Annotated in this window: 13 protein-coding genes and 1 pseudogene; 8 read left to right on the top strand and 6 right to left on the bottom strand. The window is 59.8% G+C overall.

Annotated elements, in window-relative coordinates:
• The first annotated feature begins 48 nt into the window (after positions 1 to 48).
• The 8 genes and pseudogenes from trxA (at position 49) to WC421_00525 (ending at position 8736) form a co-directional block, all read left to right on the top strand.
• Entirely contained in the window at positions 49 to 369 is a 321-nt protein-coding gene (gene trxA / locus WC421_00490; protein MFA5160702.1) for a thioredoxin, read from the top strand.
• The gene (locus tag WC421_00495) at positions 356 to 847 is read left to right on the top strand and encodes a TlpA disulfide reductase family protein (GenBank protein MFA5160703.1); all 492 of its coding nucleotides are present in this window, start codon (positions 356 to 358) and stop codon (positions 845 to 847) included. The genes trxA and WC421_00495 overlap by 14 nt, the downstream gene beginning before the upstream one ends.
• Complete coding sequence (polA, locus tag WC421_00500; protein ID MFA5160704.1) at positions 844 to 3399, top strand: DNA polymerase I; 2556 nt, start codon at positions 844 to 846, stop codon at positions 3397 to 3399. Before WC421_00495 ends, polA begins: the two co-directional genes overlap by 4 nt.
• A gap of 19 nt (positions 3400 to 3418) precedes the next feature.
• A complete protein-coding gene (locus tag WC421_00505; GenBank protein MFA5160705.1) occupies positions 3419 to 4174 on the top strand; it encodes a rhomboid family intramembrane serine protease in 756 nt (251 codons plus the stop codon).
• Entirely contained in the window at positions 4159 to 4758 is a 600-nt protein-coding gene (gene coaE, locus WC421_00510; GenBank protein MFA5160706.1) for a dephospho-CoA kinase, read from the top strand. Before WC421_00505 ends, coaE begins: the two co-directional genes overlap by 16 nt.
• A 190-nt stretch (positions 4759 to 4948) precedes the next feature.
• Positions 4949 to 6226 (top strand): annotated as a pseudogene (gene rho, locus WC421_00515) (transcription termination factor Rho).
• 306 nt (positions 6227 to 6532) lie between these two features.
• Positions 6533 to 7291: a TlyA family RNA methyltransferase gene (locus WC421_00520; protein MFA5160707.1), complete on the top strand. Its 759-nt coding sequence runs from the start codon at positions 6533 to 6535 to the stop codon at positions 7289 to 7291.
• A 575-nt stretch (positions 7292 to 7866) separates the two neighbouring features.
• Complete coding sequence (locus tag WC421_00525; GenBank protein ID MFA5160708.1) at positions 7867 to 8736, top strand: hypothetical protein; 870 nt, start codon at positions 7867 to 7869, stop codon at positions 8734 to 8736.
• A 168-nt stretch (positions 8737 to 8904) separates the two neighbouring features.
• On the opposite strand, the gene hemW is transcribed toward WC421_00525, so the two are convergent.
• From hemW to WC421_00555, 6 genes are all read right to left on the bottom strand, one after another.
• Complete coding sequence (gene hemW / locus WC421_00530; GenBank protein ID MFA5160709.1) at positions 8905 to 10002, bottom strand: radical SAM family heme chaperone HemW; 1098 nt, start codon at positions 10000 to 10002, stop codon at positions 8905 to 8907.
• A gap of 40 nt (positions 10003 to 10042) precedes the next feature.
• Entirely contained in the window at positions 10043 to 10777 is a 735-nt protein-coding gene (locus WC421_00535) for a slipin family protein (GenBank protein ID MFA5160710.1), read from the bottom strand.
• An 87-nt stretch (positions 10778 to 10864) separates the two neighbouring features.
• On the bottom strand, positions 10865 to 11722 hold the full coding sequence (locus WC421_00540) for a DUF3800 domain-containing protein (GenBank protein ID MFA5160711.1): 858 nt from the start codon (positions 11720 to 11722) through the stop codon (positions 10865 to 10867).
• A 14-nt stretch (positions 11723 to 11736) separates the two neighbouring features.
• Positions 11737 to 12975 (bottom strand): threonine synthase, encoded by a 1239-nt coding sequence (locus WC421_00545; protein ID MFA5160712.1) that lies wholly within the window; start codon positions 12973 to 12975, stop codon positions 11737 to 11739.
• Positions 12976 to 12977: 2 nt separating this feature from the next.
• A complete protein-coding gene (locus WC421_00550) occupies positions 12978 to 14087 on the bottom strand; it encodes a hypothetical protein (GenBank protein ID MFA5160713.1) in 1110 nt (369 codons plus the stop codon).
• Positions 14088 to 14945 carry a peptidyl-prolyl cis-trans isomerase gene (locus tag WC421_00555; GenBank protein MFA5160714.1) on the bottom strand — a complete coding sequence of 286 codons (858 nt, stop codon included), beginning with the start codon at positions 14943 to 14945 and terminating at the stop codon, positions 14088 to 14090.
• Positions 14946 to 15010: the final 65 nt, after the last annotated feature.

The following is a 15010-nucleotide window of genomic DNA, read 5'->3' on the forward strand; positions in this document are numbered from 1 at the left end:
TACCCTTTTCTGCGTCCGGGCATTCCATCACATTCAGGAGGCATTGCTATGAGCGAAGTTCAGTTCACCGACGCCAATTTTCAGGAAGAGGTTATAAAAAGCGCCATACCGGTCATGGCGGATTTCTGGGCGCCCTGGTGCGGCCCCTGCCGGATGCTGGCCCCCGTGGTGGGCGAGCTGGCCGCGGAATACGCCGGCAAAATCAAAATCGGCAAGGTCAACACCGACGAGAATCCCAATATCGCCTCCTCCTACCGCATAACCGCCATTCCCACCGTGATGCTGTTCAAGGACGGCAAGGTGGCCGCGCAGCTTGTGGGGCTGCAATCCAAGGCCGAGCTGAAAAAGCAGCTTGATGCGCTTTTATAGGATAATTCTTCTGGCCGCAGTTCTGGCGGCGGGCTGCTCCGGCGGGGAAGCGCCGGCAGGCAGGAAGGCGCCGGATTTCGCGCTGAACTCGCCACGCGGCGCAAGCCTGCATCTCCAGGCGGCGGAGGCGGGCGGGCCGGTGCTGGTGGTGTTCTGGTCTGTGTATTGCGGCGCGTGCAGGTACATGGTGCCGCTGCTTAACGCCCTGCAGGACAAATACGGCGGGAAGGGGCTTTCCGTAATAGCTGTCAGCATAGCCGATCCCGCGGCGGACGTGGCGGAATACGGCTCGCGCAACGGGCTGAAATACCCGCTGGCGCTGGACGGGGACGGCGCGGTTGCGCGGCTCTACGGCGTGAGGGGAACACCCACGTCTATTCTGGTGGACAAAGACGGAACAATTCGGAAAACCTGGGTGGGATACTCCCCCGCCATGGATTCGGAGCTTGACACAATCCTGCCCGCGATGATGAAGTGAAAAAAAACTTTTACATAATAGACGCGCACGGCTTCCTGCACAGATTCTTCCACGCGCTGCCGAAATTCACCGCCTCCTCCGGCGAGGAGGTGGGCGCGCTGTTCGGTTTCACCCGCCTGCTGCTTAAAATACTGCGCGAGAAAAAGCCGGATTACATGGCCGTCTGTTTTGACTCCCCCGGCCCCACCTTCCGGCACGGGATGTTTTCCGCCTACAAGGCCAACCGCCCGAAAACCGACCCGGCCCTCGTTTCGCAGCTTGCCGCCGCGCGCGAACTGGCGCAGGGGCTGGGGCTTAAAATACTGGCCCTGCCCGGCTACGAGGCCGACGATTTGATAGCCTGCGCCGCAAAGGCCGCCGCCGCCGGCGGTGCCGCGGCGGTGATAGTATCCTCCGACAAGGATATTTACCAGCTCGCCCGCGAGGGCGTGGAATTCTGGCCGGGCGACAATACCCCGCCGCGCGGCGCCGATTACGTAACGCAGAAATACGGCATTGCGCCCGCGCTGCTGACGGATTATTTCGCGCTCACAGGCGATTCATCCGACAATGTCCCCGGCGTGGCCGGCATAGGCCCCAAAACCGCCGCGAAGCTGGTCTCCGAATTCGGCTCGCTGGAAAACATGCTGGAAAAAGCCCGCGCCGGGGAGATGGAGCCGTCCGCCGCCGGAAAGCTGCTGGCACATGAGGCGGAGGCAAAACTCTCCAAACAACTGGTTACAATCGACAACGGCTGCCCAATCGGCGGGATAGAGGATTTCGCGGTCTCCCCCGCGCCGGCGGAGGCGCTGGCCGGGCTGGCCAGACGGTTTGAGCTCAGGGATTTGCTGTCGCTGGCGCGGACGGGCGCGGCGGCCTCAGGCGCGGATATTCCCAAACCCGGCGGCTGGGACGCCGCGCTGGAAAAGCTGATGTCCGCGAAAGAATTTTATTTCCAGGCCGGAGGCGGCGGCGTCCTTGTGGGATTTTCGGAAACGGACTGCGCCTTCAAGCCGCTTGCCGGACTGACGGAGGCGGACCGCGCCGCGCTTTCGCGCGCCCTGTCGGATTCGTCCGCGCTGAAGCTGGGCCACTATATAAAGGAAGCCATGCGCGAGGCCGCCCTTGCGCCATGCCCGCTGAACTGTCTTGACACTGCATTGGCGGCATGGTGCGTGAATCCCTCGCTAGGCGATTACGGCTTTGCCGCGCTGGCCGCCGAATATGCCGGCATCATTATCACTTCGCCGAAGGCGGAGGACGGGCTTTTTTCAGCCTCGCCGGACAAGCTGGTCATGGAGAATATGCACATCCGCGCGCTGGCGCAAACACTGCGCGATAAAATGGCGGCGGAAGGGGTGGAGCCGCTGTACCGCGAAATGGAGCTGCCGCTTATCCCCGTGCTGGCGCGCATGGAGGCGGCGGGCGCGGCGGTGGATGTTTCCGCGCTGGAGGCGGCGGGCAAACGGCTCTCCGCCCGGATGGAGGTTTTGCACAAAGACATAAACTTTTCCGCCGGCATGGAGATAAATCCCAACTCGCCCAAGCAAATCGCCGCGCTGCTTTTTGAGCGGCTGGGGCTTAAATCCGGCAGAAAGACCAAAACCGGCTGGTCCACGGACGAGGAATCCCTTTCCGCCATAAGCGGGGCGCACCCCGTAGTGCCGCTGCTGCTGGAATACCGCGAGGCGGCCAAGCTGAAATCCACTTATGTTGACAATCTTACCGCCCTGTCGGAAAACGGGCGGGTCCACACCCGCTTTGACCAGACGGGGACGGCGACGGGGCGGCTGTCCAGCCTGCATCCGAATTTGCAGAATATCCCCGTCCGGGGCGAGGGCGCGCAGGCGGTGCGCGGCGCGTTCCGCGCGGGGGAGGGCAAAGTCCTGCTCTCCGCCGATTATTCCCAGATAGACCTGCGCGTGCTGGCACACGAAAGCGGGGACAATGCGCTGTGCGCGGCGTTCAATTCCGGCGGGGACATTCATCTGCGCACGGCGGCGGAGGTTTTCAACGCCGCGCCGGAACTGGTGAGCGCAGACATGCGCCGCGCCGCCAAAGCCATCAATTTCGGCATAGTCTACGGGCAGGGCGCGCAGGCGCTGGCGGCGCAGCTTGGCATCCCCCGCACTGAAGCGCAGAAATACATAGACCATTATTTTGAGACATACGGCGGCGTCAAAAGCTGGATAGACTCCGCCGTAACCGCTGCCGCGCGCGACGGTTTCGTGCGCACGATGAGCGGCCGCATCCGCCGGCTGCCGGAGATTTCGTCGGCCAGCAACGCCGCGGCGGCGTTTGCCAGGCGCGCGGCGGTAAACACCGTCATACAGGGCGGCTCGGCGGATATAATAAAAAAAGCCATGCTGGCGGTGGACAAGCTGCTGGCGGGCGAAAAAGCAGTGATGACGCTGCAAGTGCATGATGAGCTGCTTTTTGAAATTCCGGAAGGCGACCTGCCGCGCCTTGCGCCGCGGATAAAGCAGCTGATGGAAAGCGCATACACACTGAAAGTCCCGCTTTCCGTGGACCTCAAATCCGGCAAAACCTGGAGCGGGATGAAACCGCTATGACAACCGCGGCGGGGGCGGCATGAGGCTGGCGCAAACCATTTACCACAATCTCCCCCCGGCGACGCGCTGGGGGCTGCTGCTGATGTTCTGCGGCTATATCATTTTCCTGGCATTCGGCTTCAGGGCGGAGCTGGTACTGGGATTGTCGCCCGCCTTCGCGCTGGGGCGGCTGTGGCTGTGGCAGTTCATAACCTACATATTCATGCACGGCGGCTTCTGGCATTTGCTGATAAACGGCTTCATGGTCTGGACTTTCGGCGCGATGTTTGAAGGCTTCTGGGGAACGCGGAAATTTCTGGTTTACTGCGCCATAACCGGCATAAGCGCGGGGCTCTGCCACGCGGCGGCGGAGCCGCATTCCGCGATGCCGGTGGTGGGCGCGTCGGGGGTGGTGTTCGGGCTGCTGGCGGCGTTCGCGCTGGAATTCCCGGAAATGCCGGTATACGCCTGGTTCGTTTTCCCGATGAAAGCCGTGCACATGGCGCTGCTTCTGGGCGCGGCGGAGCTGGCCATGTGCTTCAACCCGCAGAAAAGCGCGGCGGCAAACCTGGCGCATCTGGGCGGGATGGTGGCGGGATATATTTACCTGCGCTGGCATCCCGCCATCGCCGGAAAGCTGGCGCTGCTGCGCGGGCCGGAAACAGTGCGCCGCGTCAAAACCGAAGACAGCGACATTGACCGCATACTGGACAAAATCTCCAGCCGGGGCGAGGAATCGCTTACGGAAAACGAAAAACGCAGGATGGAGCGTTATTCCAAATGGCTAAAACGCTGATTGTGGGGCTGACCGGCTCGCCCGCCTCCGGCAAAAGCGAGGCGGCCAAAGTATTCCGGGAACTGGGCGCGGAGGTCGTCTGCGCCGACGCGCTGGCAAAACTCGCGCTGGAGGCGGGCTCTGCCGCCTGCGCCGGAATAAGGCGCAAATTCGGCAAAAAAGCGTTCCGCCCCGACGGAAGCGTGAACCGGCAATGGCTGGCGGACAGGGTGTTTTCCGCTCCGGCGCTTAAAAAATGGCTTGAAATGCAGGTACACCCAATTGTTATAATAGAATCTCTGAAGACGCTCCGCAGCACAAAGCGAGACATTGCGGTTTTTGACGCTCCGCTTCTTTTTGAGGCGCAGGCGCAGCGGATATGCGATATAACGCTGTGCGTGCGCGCAAAGCGGGAACTGCGCCTTGAGCGCGCCATAAGGCGCGGCTGGAGCGAGGCGGAATTTTCCGCCAGGGACAAAGCCCAGTTTCCGCAGGAGCGCAAAGCCGCGCTGGCGGATGTGGTGATAGACAATTCGGGCAGCAGGAAAGAGCTTGCAGCAAAAATAACTGAACTATACCGGACTCTGATTTCAATAAAAATTTGACAGGCCACGGCCTTTCAAGACGAGCCGCCCCTGACGGGACGGCAAACAAAGGAGCAGCTAAATGCAGAACCGCCCAGAAACCCAAGACCCCGCAGCAAAGCCGGAAACCCCCCAGACAACTCCGGAAACCCCCAGAGACATCAAAAAAATGCCAGCCCCGGCACCGGCGCCGCAGCCGCAGGCCCCCGCCAGCGGCAACGGGCAGAAACCGCTGGACGTCATCATGCTTTCCAAGATGACGGTGTCCGACCTCAACAGAATCGCCACCGAACATAAAGTGGATTCCATTTCCGGCCTCAAAAAACAGGAGCTGATAGGCAAGATTCTTGAAGCCCAGGCCAAGGCCAGCGGCTCCATCTACGGCGGCGGCGTGCTGGAAATACTGCCGGACGGGTTCGGATTCCTGCGCTCGCCAGAGAACAACTATCTTTCCGGGCCGGAGGACATTTATGTCTCCCCGTCCCAAATCAAGAAATTCACGCTGCGCAAGGGCGACTCGGTGGAGGGCCTCATCCGCCCGCCCAAGGAAGGGGAGCGGTTTTTCGCGATGCTGCAGGTGCGCCGCGTAAACGGCGTGGACGCCGAGGCTATCAAGGACCGCCCGCTGTTTGACAACCTCACCCCGCTGCACCCCAACTCGCGCTTTATACTGGAAACGCTTAAAAACGAGCTTACCACCCGCGTGATAGACCTTATTTCGCCCATAGGCATGGGCCAGCGCGCGCTTATAGTGGCCGCGCCCAAGACCGGCAAGACCATCATTCTCCAGAAGCTGGCCAACGCGCTTACCACAAACCACAAGGAAATCGTGCTTATGGTGCTGCTCATAGACGAGCGGCCCGAAGAGGTTACCGACATGCGCCGCTCCGTGCGCGGCGAAGTCATAGCCTCCACATTCGACGAGCCGCCGGACCGGCACGTGCAGGTTTCCGAAATGGTGCTGGAAAAAGCAAAGCGCATGGTGGAGCAGAAAAAGCATGTGGTGATATTGCTGGACTCCATCACCCGGCTGGCGCGGGCGTTTAATACCATCACCCCGTCCAGCGGGCGCGTGCTTTCAGGCGGGCTTGAAGCCACCTCGCTGCAGCGGCCCAAGCGGTTTTTCGGCGCGGCGCGCAATGTGGAGGAGGGAGGCTCGCTCACCATCATCGCCACCTCGCTGGTGGAAACCGGCAGCAGGATGGACGAGGTTATATTCGAGGAATTCAAGGGCACCGGCAACTCGGAGGTTTATCTGGACCGCAAACTCTCCGACCGGCGCATATTCCCCGCCGTGGACATCAACCGCACCTCCACCAGAAAAGAGGAACTGCTGCTAAGCGAGGACGAGCTTAATAAAGTCTGGATACTGCGCAAGGTGCTTGCGCCGCTCAACCCCGTGGACGCGATGGAACTGCTGGTGGAAAAACTCACCGCCACCAAATCCAACAAGGACTTCCTGAAATCAATGGAAATGTCCAGCATGTAGGCGAATTGCCGGGTTGCGCATATCACGGGGCCGCGCTTTTGGGCGCGGCCCCGCCGTTATCCTGAAAGTTTCAGGTTATTGCAGCCCATTTTCCGCAGTTGGCAGCACCAACACTGGACGGCAAATGGCGCGGACACTCCCCGCAGAATTTGACGGGCATACCCGTCCGGTATGCAAGGAAAACCCTGCACAGGAATGCCGCGCTCTCCGCCGCCGAATTCCGTCGTCCAGCCGCAATTCCCCGGCAAAAGCCGTGCTTTTGCTGTTTAGGGAGCAGGCCGTGCAAAATTTTATAGCATAGGATATATGGAAAGACCGCCCAAAATGCGGCTGGATGCGGCGCTGGCGGCGCGCGGGATGTTTGAAACGCGCAGCAAGGCGCTTGCTGCCGTGATGGCCGGGCAGGTGCTGCTAAACGGCCTGGTGGAAACCAAGGCGGGCCGCGCCGTGCGCCCTGGCGATATTCTGGAACTTGCCGGCGCGAAATGCCCGTATGTCTCGCGCGGGGGGCTAAAGCTAAAGGCCGCGCTGGACGGGTTCGGGCTGGACGTGCGCGGCAAAATCTGCGCCGACATCGGAGCCTCCACCGGCGGGTTCACGGACTGCATGCTCCAGGCCGGCGCAAGCAGGGTGTACGCGGTGGATGTAGGCAGGGGCCAGTTGGACTCCCGCCTGGCCCGCGACCCGCGCGTGGTTTTCATGGGCGATTGCAATGCGCGCTTCCTGCCGCCGGACGCATTCCCCGAAAAGCCGGTTTTTGCAGCCATAGACGTCTCTTTCATCTCGCTGAGGCTGGTGCTGCCCCCCGTGCTGGCGGCGCTGGCGCGCCCTGCGCAGGCCGCGGCGCTGATAAAGCCGCAATTCGAGCTTTCGCGCAGGGAGGCTCCCGGCGGCATAGTGAGGTCGGATGAGCTGCGGCGGAAAGCGGCGGACGGGCTGCGGAATTTTTTCGCCGCGGAAATTGCCGGAAAACACAACGCGCGCGACGGGGGAATTATCCCTTCCCCCATAAAAGGCGTCCACGGCAACACTGAATTTTTATGGCTTCTGTCGCTGGCGGGATAAAACAAAACCCGGCAGGGCGCGCCGCGCCACCGCCGGGACAGAACTTCCTTCACCACTCACCCTGCGCCGGCTGCCTCCGCGCGTAAACGCCCCGCGTGCTACCCACCGGCGCAAAACTTCCACGGCAACCGCAGTCTGCAACCTCCCTGTTCCGCACCGGGCGGGGGCGGGCCGCTCAAGGCCGCGCCGAACGCAGCCGGGACCGGCCTGGCGCGCGCTACAGAGTGCGGGCGCCGCAACCTCGCCGTAAGGCTTTGCGCCGCGCCGCCCCGCGGAGGCAACCTGCCCCCCGCGCAAGACGCGCTACGCGCTGCGATGCGGAATTGTCAAACAACCCTTCCCTCTCGCACCGGCGGGCAATCCGTCCGCCGGCCCTGCCGCAAATGTCCGGACCGGGGTCCCCTCTTGGGGCTTTGGGCGCTCCCGCTGGTCAAAACCGCGGGAGACTGTTCCGGTCCGCACACTTAGTATAACCGGATTCAAGGCTTTGTCAAGGCTTTTTGGATAAATCCGCTCTCCGACGGGAAAAGCGCCGCTGAAGCCGATTTTTGGTATAATTCGGCAGAGAGGTTGACATGAAAAAAATCATTCCGGTTTTCATCTTCACCGCGCTGGCGGCCCCGTCCGCGCCGGCGTCTGAAACAGCGGCCTACGCCGCGGCGAAAGCGGTCATAAATCTGGAGGCGGCGCCCCCGGCGGAGTTTTCGGCGGAGCCTGCCGTTTCGCCCCAAACCGGCGCGCAGCCCGCGATGCCGGTTACGGATAAAAATCTCTATCTCCTGGCGGATTGCACCGGCACGGCGGTAATCGGCTACCCCGACACAAAAGAGCAGTATGAACGGTTTCACGCGCGCCACGCGGCGGTGCTGTCCGCCGCGGGGCTCAAGATAAAATCGGACAGTTTCAGCCCGGGCCTGGCGGTTATCTCTTATGATTCGCCGGATGGGCTGGCTTTGCGCCGGTTCATAGGCGAAAAACTAAAATACGACGGCAGCAGCGACGCCGGCATAGCCGCCGCCAAAGACGAGATAAAAGCCGTTCTGGCGAAAAACGGCCTGCCTGTCGCGGCGGAGTATTTCCCGGTCAGGACTTCCGGGATGCGGCCCACTTTCGCGCTGTATTATCTTGCCAAACCGGCGCAAAAACCCAAGGACGAAATTCTGCTGCGCCTGTTGACCGCGGGCGAGGATATTGACTACGACATTCTTTCCGGCGTGAATATCGTCCGCAGGGACGGGCCGCAGAAAATGGCCTATATCGGACCAGAAATCGGCTATATCGGCGGCATAGGCAAAACCGAGGCCGAGGCCCGGCGCAAGCTGAAGGAAAGCGAGGAGTATTTCGCCGGAAACGGCGCGAAAATAATCGGTTCCCGCATAGTGAAACTGGACTGGCCGTCCATGCCGGAATACAAGTACGGCTACCATCTCTATATTTACCGGTAACCTGAATGCTTCAGTTGGTTGCGTGAACCGAGGCGAAAAAGCGCGAAATAATGCCGAACAAAATTATCCGCGCGTGCCTCACTGCACGAAAGGATAATTTTGTGAAGGCAGTATGAAGCGATTTTTCGCCGAATTCCGCAATCCAACTGAAACACTCAGGGTAAGGGTTCAGAAAGGCGGCACGAAGCTGCGGAAAACTTCGTTTGAGACGTAGATTCCCTCGCGGGTGAGACGGGCGGTGTCGTCTTCCAGCACAAGCAGCCCGCGGGCGGCCAGGGTTACAAGCTCGCCGCCGAAGTCGCGGCGCATATCGTCGGTCAATTTAAGCCCTGTGAGTTTGCGCAGCCCCAGCATAAGGCTTTCGCCGGTTTTTTCCTTGCCTTCCAGCTTCTCGCAGGAAGCCAGAGGCGGCTCGCCGCCCTCTTTGGAGAGGGTGGAGCAGTAATGCTCCAGCATCGGCGCGGTTACGCGCCGGATGCCGCCTACATACGAGGCCGCCGCGCAGCCTATGCCTATATACTCTCCGTTGTCCCAGTAGTTGATGTTGTGGCGGCATTCGCGGCCCGGCCTGGCGAAATTGGATATTTCGTAATGGCTGTAGCCCGCCGCGGCCAGCGCGGAGCAGGCGTCTTCAAGCATATCCCGGCACAAATCTCCGTCCACGGAAACGCCCCGGCCCGCCAGCGCGCAGGCCTGCGGGATTTCAAGCCCGTAGACAGACACATGCTCGGGCTTTAGTTCTATCACCCGGCGGACGGTTTCGGCAAAGCCGGCCCTGTCCTGATACGGCGGCGCGGCAATAACGTCTATATTGATGTTTGAAAACCCGACCGAGCGCAGGTCCAGATACGCGTCCAGAAAACGCGCAGCGTCGTGGCGGCGGCCCAGCGCGGACAACGTGGCATCGTCAAAAGACTGCAAGCCCATGCTTATCCGGCTGACGCCGAACTGGCGCAAAATCATGATTTTGTCGCGCGTGATGCTTTCGGGGTTTACTTCAACGGTGGATTCCTCAAACTCGCGCACGGGGTTGAAACGCTCGCCCACGGCGTTGAGCAGGCGGCGCAGTTCCGCGCCGTCAAGCTCGCTGGGCGTGCCGCCGCCGATATAAAGGGTGTGCGCGCCCATGCCGCGATAGGCCGACATCTCGTTTGCCAGCGCGGTTATATAAGCGCCGCGCAGCCGCTCCTTGCCGGCAAAAGAGACGAAATCGCAATACCCGCACTTGCCGGAGCAAAACGGGATGTGTATGTAGAGTCCGCGCATGGGCCGCGCCCGCCCCGCGAACGCGGGACGGGCGCACCGGCTATTTCTTCAGAAACGCCGATATCATGTCTATCGGTATCGGGAACAGCGTCGTGGAGTTTTTCTCCGTCGCAATTTCCGTGAGCGTCTGCAGGTAGCGCAGCTGGATGGCCGCCGGCTCGGAGCCTATGATTTTGGCGGCGTCGGCCAGCTTCTGGGCGGCCTGGAATTCGCCCTCGGCGTGAATGACCTTGGCGCGGCGTTCGCGCTCGGCCTCGGCCTGCTTGGCCATGGCGCGCTGCATGTCCTGGGGGATATCAACGTTTTTGACCTCCACGCTGGCGATTTTTATGCCCCACGGCTCGGTGTGCTGGTCCAGGATTTCCTGGAGGTTTTTGTTGATTTTGTCGCGGTTGGCAAGCAGGTCGTCCAGCTCCTGCTGGCCCAGCACGCTGCGCAGCGTCGTCTGCGAGAGCTGGCTGGTGGCGTACATGTAGTTTTCCACGTTAAGCACGGCGGACTTGGGGTCCACCACGCGGAAATACACAACGGCGTTGACGCGGCTGGAGATATTGTCGCGCGTCATGATGTCCTGCGGCGGCACGTCCAGCACCATCACCCGCGTGCTGATGCGGAACATCTGCTGCACCCCGGGGATAAGGAATATCACGCCCGGCCCTTTGACTCCGCTGAAGCGGCCAAGGGTAAGCACCACGCCGCGCTCGTATTCGTTAAGCACGCGGATGCAGCTGAACGCAAACACCGCCAGCACTATAATAAGCGGCAGTCCTATCATTTGTCATTTCCTCCTTGTGATTGCGAATTCATATTGACTTTTACACTGTCATATCCTATACTATTCATGGAGGCTTTGTAGCGTAAGCTACATTGCCTTTTTCATTTCCCGCTGGCATCTCAGATCCCTGATATAAGAAAAACTGAAAATATCCAGTCGGGACCGTTTGATTTTATGTCTCATTGAAAACACCAGTTTCTGAAAGTATTCCAATTCAGGACGTTTTGTTTGTACCCCGTCCACTTTCCATGTCCATCCCAAGACATAATCTACAAGATCCGCCACCTGTATACATGTTGTGAGATGGCTATGCACAAAAAAGGGTTCGGGGATAATGCGCGTCGCCCGTTGCTTTCCTTTGGCTGTTTTCTGATAATAGGATTCCATTTGCGTGATAAGTATATGGCTTTTTATTTTTTCAAGCTCGTCAAAAACAACTATCCCTGCGGAATGACCGGCGTCTTCCAAGAAATAAAAAAAACGTTCAAACAGGTAAGAGTAATCTTTTCTTAATATTCCCGCTTCCGGAGTTCCCGGGGCATCCGGCGCAACTATCGACGCAAATGCTTTTATTTTATTGGTTATGCATAACCTGAATAGTCTGTTCACATAGCACAGCTTGGCTTGCGCAAGCGCTGCCAGTTCCTTTCGCGTGGCGGCGGGACCGTTATCCAGCGCTTTTTTCGCCAGAACAGTCCTCTCCCCCGGTGCGATCATTTCCATATATTTGGCATGAGTAAAAACTTTTTTCTTCAGGAGTTTCTTGCCTTTGATTTCTCTGTCGCCGTCAGTGTATCGTCTGCCGAATATTTCCAACTCCAAATTGTGCGCGTCTTGAATAAATCCCCATAATTTGACATCTTCAACGGCGATGCCGCCCAGCACCTCATATTCTCCTTCGGTGTGGCCGCCGCCGCTTTCGTCCAGAAACAGAAAATATGCCATTTACAGGATGTCCTCTACAGGCCGGCCTGGGCGGCTAGTTTTTTGAAATCTTCAAAGTCCGGTTTTACGCGCAGCGGCTTTCCGGCGGTTTTCATGGCGCTTTCAATGTCTTTAAGGCCGTTGCCGGTGATGACGGCAACCGCCGTTTCCCCTTTTTTCACAAGCCCCTGCGCGGCAGCTTTTTTGACGCCGGCATAGGCCGCCGCGCCCGCCGGCTCGGCAAACACCCCGGCGCCGCGCGCAAGCTCCGGGATGGCGGCCAGTATCTGCTCGTCGGTAACCGTGATGGCCAAGCCGCCGGATTCCTTGAGCGCGGTTACGGCGGCCATGCCGTCCCTGGGCAGGCTGACGGAAATGCTGTCGGCCACGGTTTTGCCGCTTACGGGGCGGATTTCGCCGTCTTTGCTTTCAAACGCCAGCTTGATGGCGTTGGAATGCTCCGCCTGCACCGCAACAAGCTGCGGCAGCTTGTCTATGATGCCCAGCTTTTTGAAATCCGAGACCCCCTTCCACAGCCCGCTTATGATATTTCCGTCTCCGGCAGAGACAAACACCTTGTCCGGTATTTTCCAGCCCATCTGCTCGCAGATTTCAAAGGCGCAGGTTTTCTTGCCCTCGCGGGTGAAGGGGTTGTAGCCGGTGTTGCGGTTGTGCCAGCCGTATTCGCGGGACGCCCTGACGCACAGGTCAAACGCGTCGTCGTAGCTGCCATCCACCATGACCACAGCCGCGCCGAAAACCAGTATCTGCGCCACCTTGGGCGCGGGCGCGGTCCTGGGGACAAAAATGACGGTTTTCATATCCAGCGAAGCGGTCATGCACGCCAGCGAGGCCGCCGCGTTTCCGGTGGAGGCGGCGGTTATGGTTTCCGCCTTCACTTCCCGCGCGCAAGCGGCGGCGACGGCGCTGGCCCGGTCTTTTAACGAGCAGGTGGGGTTGCGCCCCTCGTCTTTTATATACAACGCGGAAATGCCCAGGGCAGAGGCCAGTTTGTCCGCGCTGTAAAGCGGCGTCCAGCCGACCTGCGGCGGCGGAAAGAGCTTTTCATCCTCAACCGGCAGGATGTCCAGATAGCGCAGCATGCTGCGGTCCGTGTTGGCTTCCAGCGTTTTGCGGGTGAGCCGTTTTTTTATGAGGTTGTAGTCGTACGAGACGTCCAGATTGCCGCCGCAGGAGAGGCAGTTGTATTCCGCCTGGCCCGGCTTGTACTGCCTGCCGCAGCGTATGCAGGTGAAACCCGGCGCTTTTTTCATAGTCAGGGCGTTACGGTAGTGCCGGCTTTGCCTTTGAGGGTTTCCTCGAAAAGCTCGGTTTTTGTTATATAGGCTATGCTGCCGCCGTTTTTAACGAACTCTATGGCGGCTTTTATTTTCGGCCCCATGCTGCCGGCGGGGAAGGGGCAGGGCTTGCGCTCGTAAAGCTCCTGCGCCTCTTTGAGTGTCAGCCGGCGCAGGTCAACCTGGTCCGGCTGCTGGTAATTGAGCTTGGCGCCGTCCTCGCCGGTGAATATGGTGAGGCTGACATTGATTTCGTGGCCGCGGGCTCTGGCCGTTTTCATCAGGCTGGCGCCCAGAAGCGCGGAGGCCAGGTCCTTGTCCACCACAGCCTCAACGCCGCGATAGACTATTGCAGGCGCCACGCCGGGTTTATGCTTGCGGCGGAACACCACACCATAACCGGCGCGGTAAATCTCCTCTCTGTCCTTTATCTCCGGCCTGACCTCCACCACGGGGATGCCGCCGCCGCCGACGGTGATTGGTATCATCCCCGCGTCCAGCACGGCCTGAACGCCGTCCAGCTCGGCTATGTACTTCGGAACCGGCGAGGGGACCACCTTGCGCCAGATTTCGCCGCCTCTGGCGTCTTTCTTGTAGAGCTTGACCACCCAACCCTCGGTTTTTGCGAACTCATGCGCCTTTTCCTTTGTATAAGACGGGCCTATGAATTTGGACGGAGTTTTGAAATCGGGGTCGTTTTCATCCACCACCACCTGCGTTATCACGCCGCAGGTTTTCCGGTCTATGCCGCGCATGCGCAGTTCGCTGTCCAACTGGCCCAGCATGTAGGCCATCGCGCCCTGGGTGTCTGCCCCACACACGTCCAGCGGCAGCGGCGGCAGTATGGGGCGCGAATACTCCGAGCGCAGGAATATATTGCCCACCTGCGGCCCGTTGCCGTGCGTGAGGATGAAGGAATCCAGCGGATGCTTTTCTACTATATCCGCCACGAAGCGGCAGGTGCGCGCGGTCTTCTGCCATTGCAGCGGAATGCCGGGCGCCACCGGCTTGCCGGTTTTGGGGTCGATTTCGCCGACGGGGGCGACTTCGTTGCCCCCGAAGGCGAAAATCCTCACCGTCCTTTTCATCTAGTAAACCTTGATTTTAGCTTCGGCGCGCAGCTGCTTTATCATCTCTGGAACGGCCTGGCCCACCTTCTGCTGCTGCAGCACGGAGCTTATCTGGTCCTTGAGCGCGGCGAATTCTGCGGGCGCCGCCGGCACGGCCTTTATCATCTTGACTACGATGAACACGTTGTTGCCGTTTATCACTTGGGAGGTTTCTCCGGGCTGCAATGCGAACACCGCCTTTTCCACATCCGCGGGAAGCTGTCCTTTGTATATGACAACCGGCGAGCCGTCCGCAGGGCAGAGCTTGTTCGCCGTGCATTTGGCCACGGCCAGATTTTTGAAGTCGGCCCCGGCTTTCACAGCGGACAGCATGTCCTGCGCCTCCTGGCTGCTCGGAACAGAAAGCTGAACCGCGGAAACGCCTTCCGGCTTGTCCAGGCTTTTCTTGTTCAGCTTGAAGAAAGCCTCCGCGTCGGCATCGGTGGTCTTGATGTCAAACTTTTTGACAGCCAGCGCCTCTGCCAGGGTTTTGATGCGAATCTGGTTGCGCACCACATCCTCGCTTATGCCCTGCGCCTTGAGATTGGCCGTGAAATCCTCGGCCTGTTTCCCCTGGCCCTTGAGATTCTGGAGGTTTTTATCCACGGACGCGGCATCAACCGTGATTTTCTGCTTGGCGGCTTCCTGGAGTATGAGCCGTTCGTTTATGAGGTCGTTTGTCAGGTTGACGCCGAACAGCGACCAGAGCCTTGCGTCCACATCGCTTTTCTTGATTGCCTCGCCATTGACTTCTGCGGCTCTGTCGGAGCCTTTTTGCGCGGCGAACGCAATGCCCGCACACACCATGGCGGCAACACATATTACCAGCTTTTTCATATCTCATTCTCCTTGATATACAACCTGCCGGACTGTTGCGCGGCTGCGCGTCCGCCGGGCAAACT

It is taken from the genome of Elusimicrobiales bacterium, from assembly GCA_041651175.1.
Classification (GTDB): domain Bacteria; phylum Elusimicrobiota; class Elusimicrobia; order Elusimicrobiales; family Elusimicrobiaceae; genus JAQTYB01.

Bases quoted from the DNA above. Each gene is read 5' to 3' on its own strand.
- WC421_00540 (MFA5160711.1), bottom strand. From the start codon at position 11,722: ATGGCATATTTTCTGTTTCTGGACGAAAGCGGCGGCGGCCACACCGAA.
- WC421_00495 (MFA5160703.1), top strand. From the start codon at position 356: ATGCGCTTTTATAGGATAATTCTTCTGGCCGCAGTTCTGGCGGCGGGC.
- WC421_00520 (MFA5160707.1), top strand. From the start codon at position 6,533: ATGGAAAGACCGCCCAAAATGCGGCTGGATGCGGCGCTGGCGGCGCGC.
- trxA (MFA5160702.1), top strand. From the start codon at position 49: ATGAGCGAAGTTCAGTTCACCGACGCCAATTTTCAGGAAGAGGTTATA.
- WC421_00555 (MFA5160714.1), bottom strand. From the start codon at position 14,945: ATGAAAAAGCTGGTAATATGTGTTGCCGCCATGGTGTGTGCGGGCATT.
- WC421_00525 (MFA5160708.1), top strand. From the start codon at position 7,867: ATGAAAAAAATCATTCCGGTTTTCATCTTCACCGCGCTGGCGGCCCCG.
- WC421_00545 (MFA5160712.1), bottom strand. From the start codon at position 12,975: ATGAAAAAAGCGCCGGGTTTCACCTGCATACGCTGCGGCAGGCAGTAC.
- WC421_00505 (MFA5160705.1), top strand. From the start codon at position 3,419: ATGAGGCTGGCGCAAACCATTTACCACAATCTCCCCCCGGCGACGCGC.
- WC421_00550 (MFA5160713.1), bottom strand. From the start codon at position 14,087: ATGAAAAGGACGGTGAGGATTTTCGCCTTCGGGGGCAACGAAGTCGCC.
- hemW (MFA5160709.1), bottom strand. From the start codon at position 10,002: ATGCGCGGACTCTACATACACATCCCGTTTTGCTCCGGCAAGTGCGGG.
- coaE (MFA5160706.1), top strand. From the start codon at position 4,159: ATGGCTAAAACGCTGATTGTGGGGCTGACCGGCTCGCCCGCCTCCGGC.
- WC421_00535 (MFA5160710.1), bottom strand. From the start codon at position 10,777: ATGATAGGACTGCCGCTTATTATAGTGCTGGCGGTGTTTGCGTTCAGC.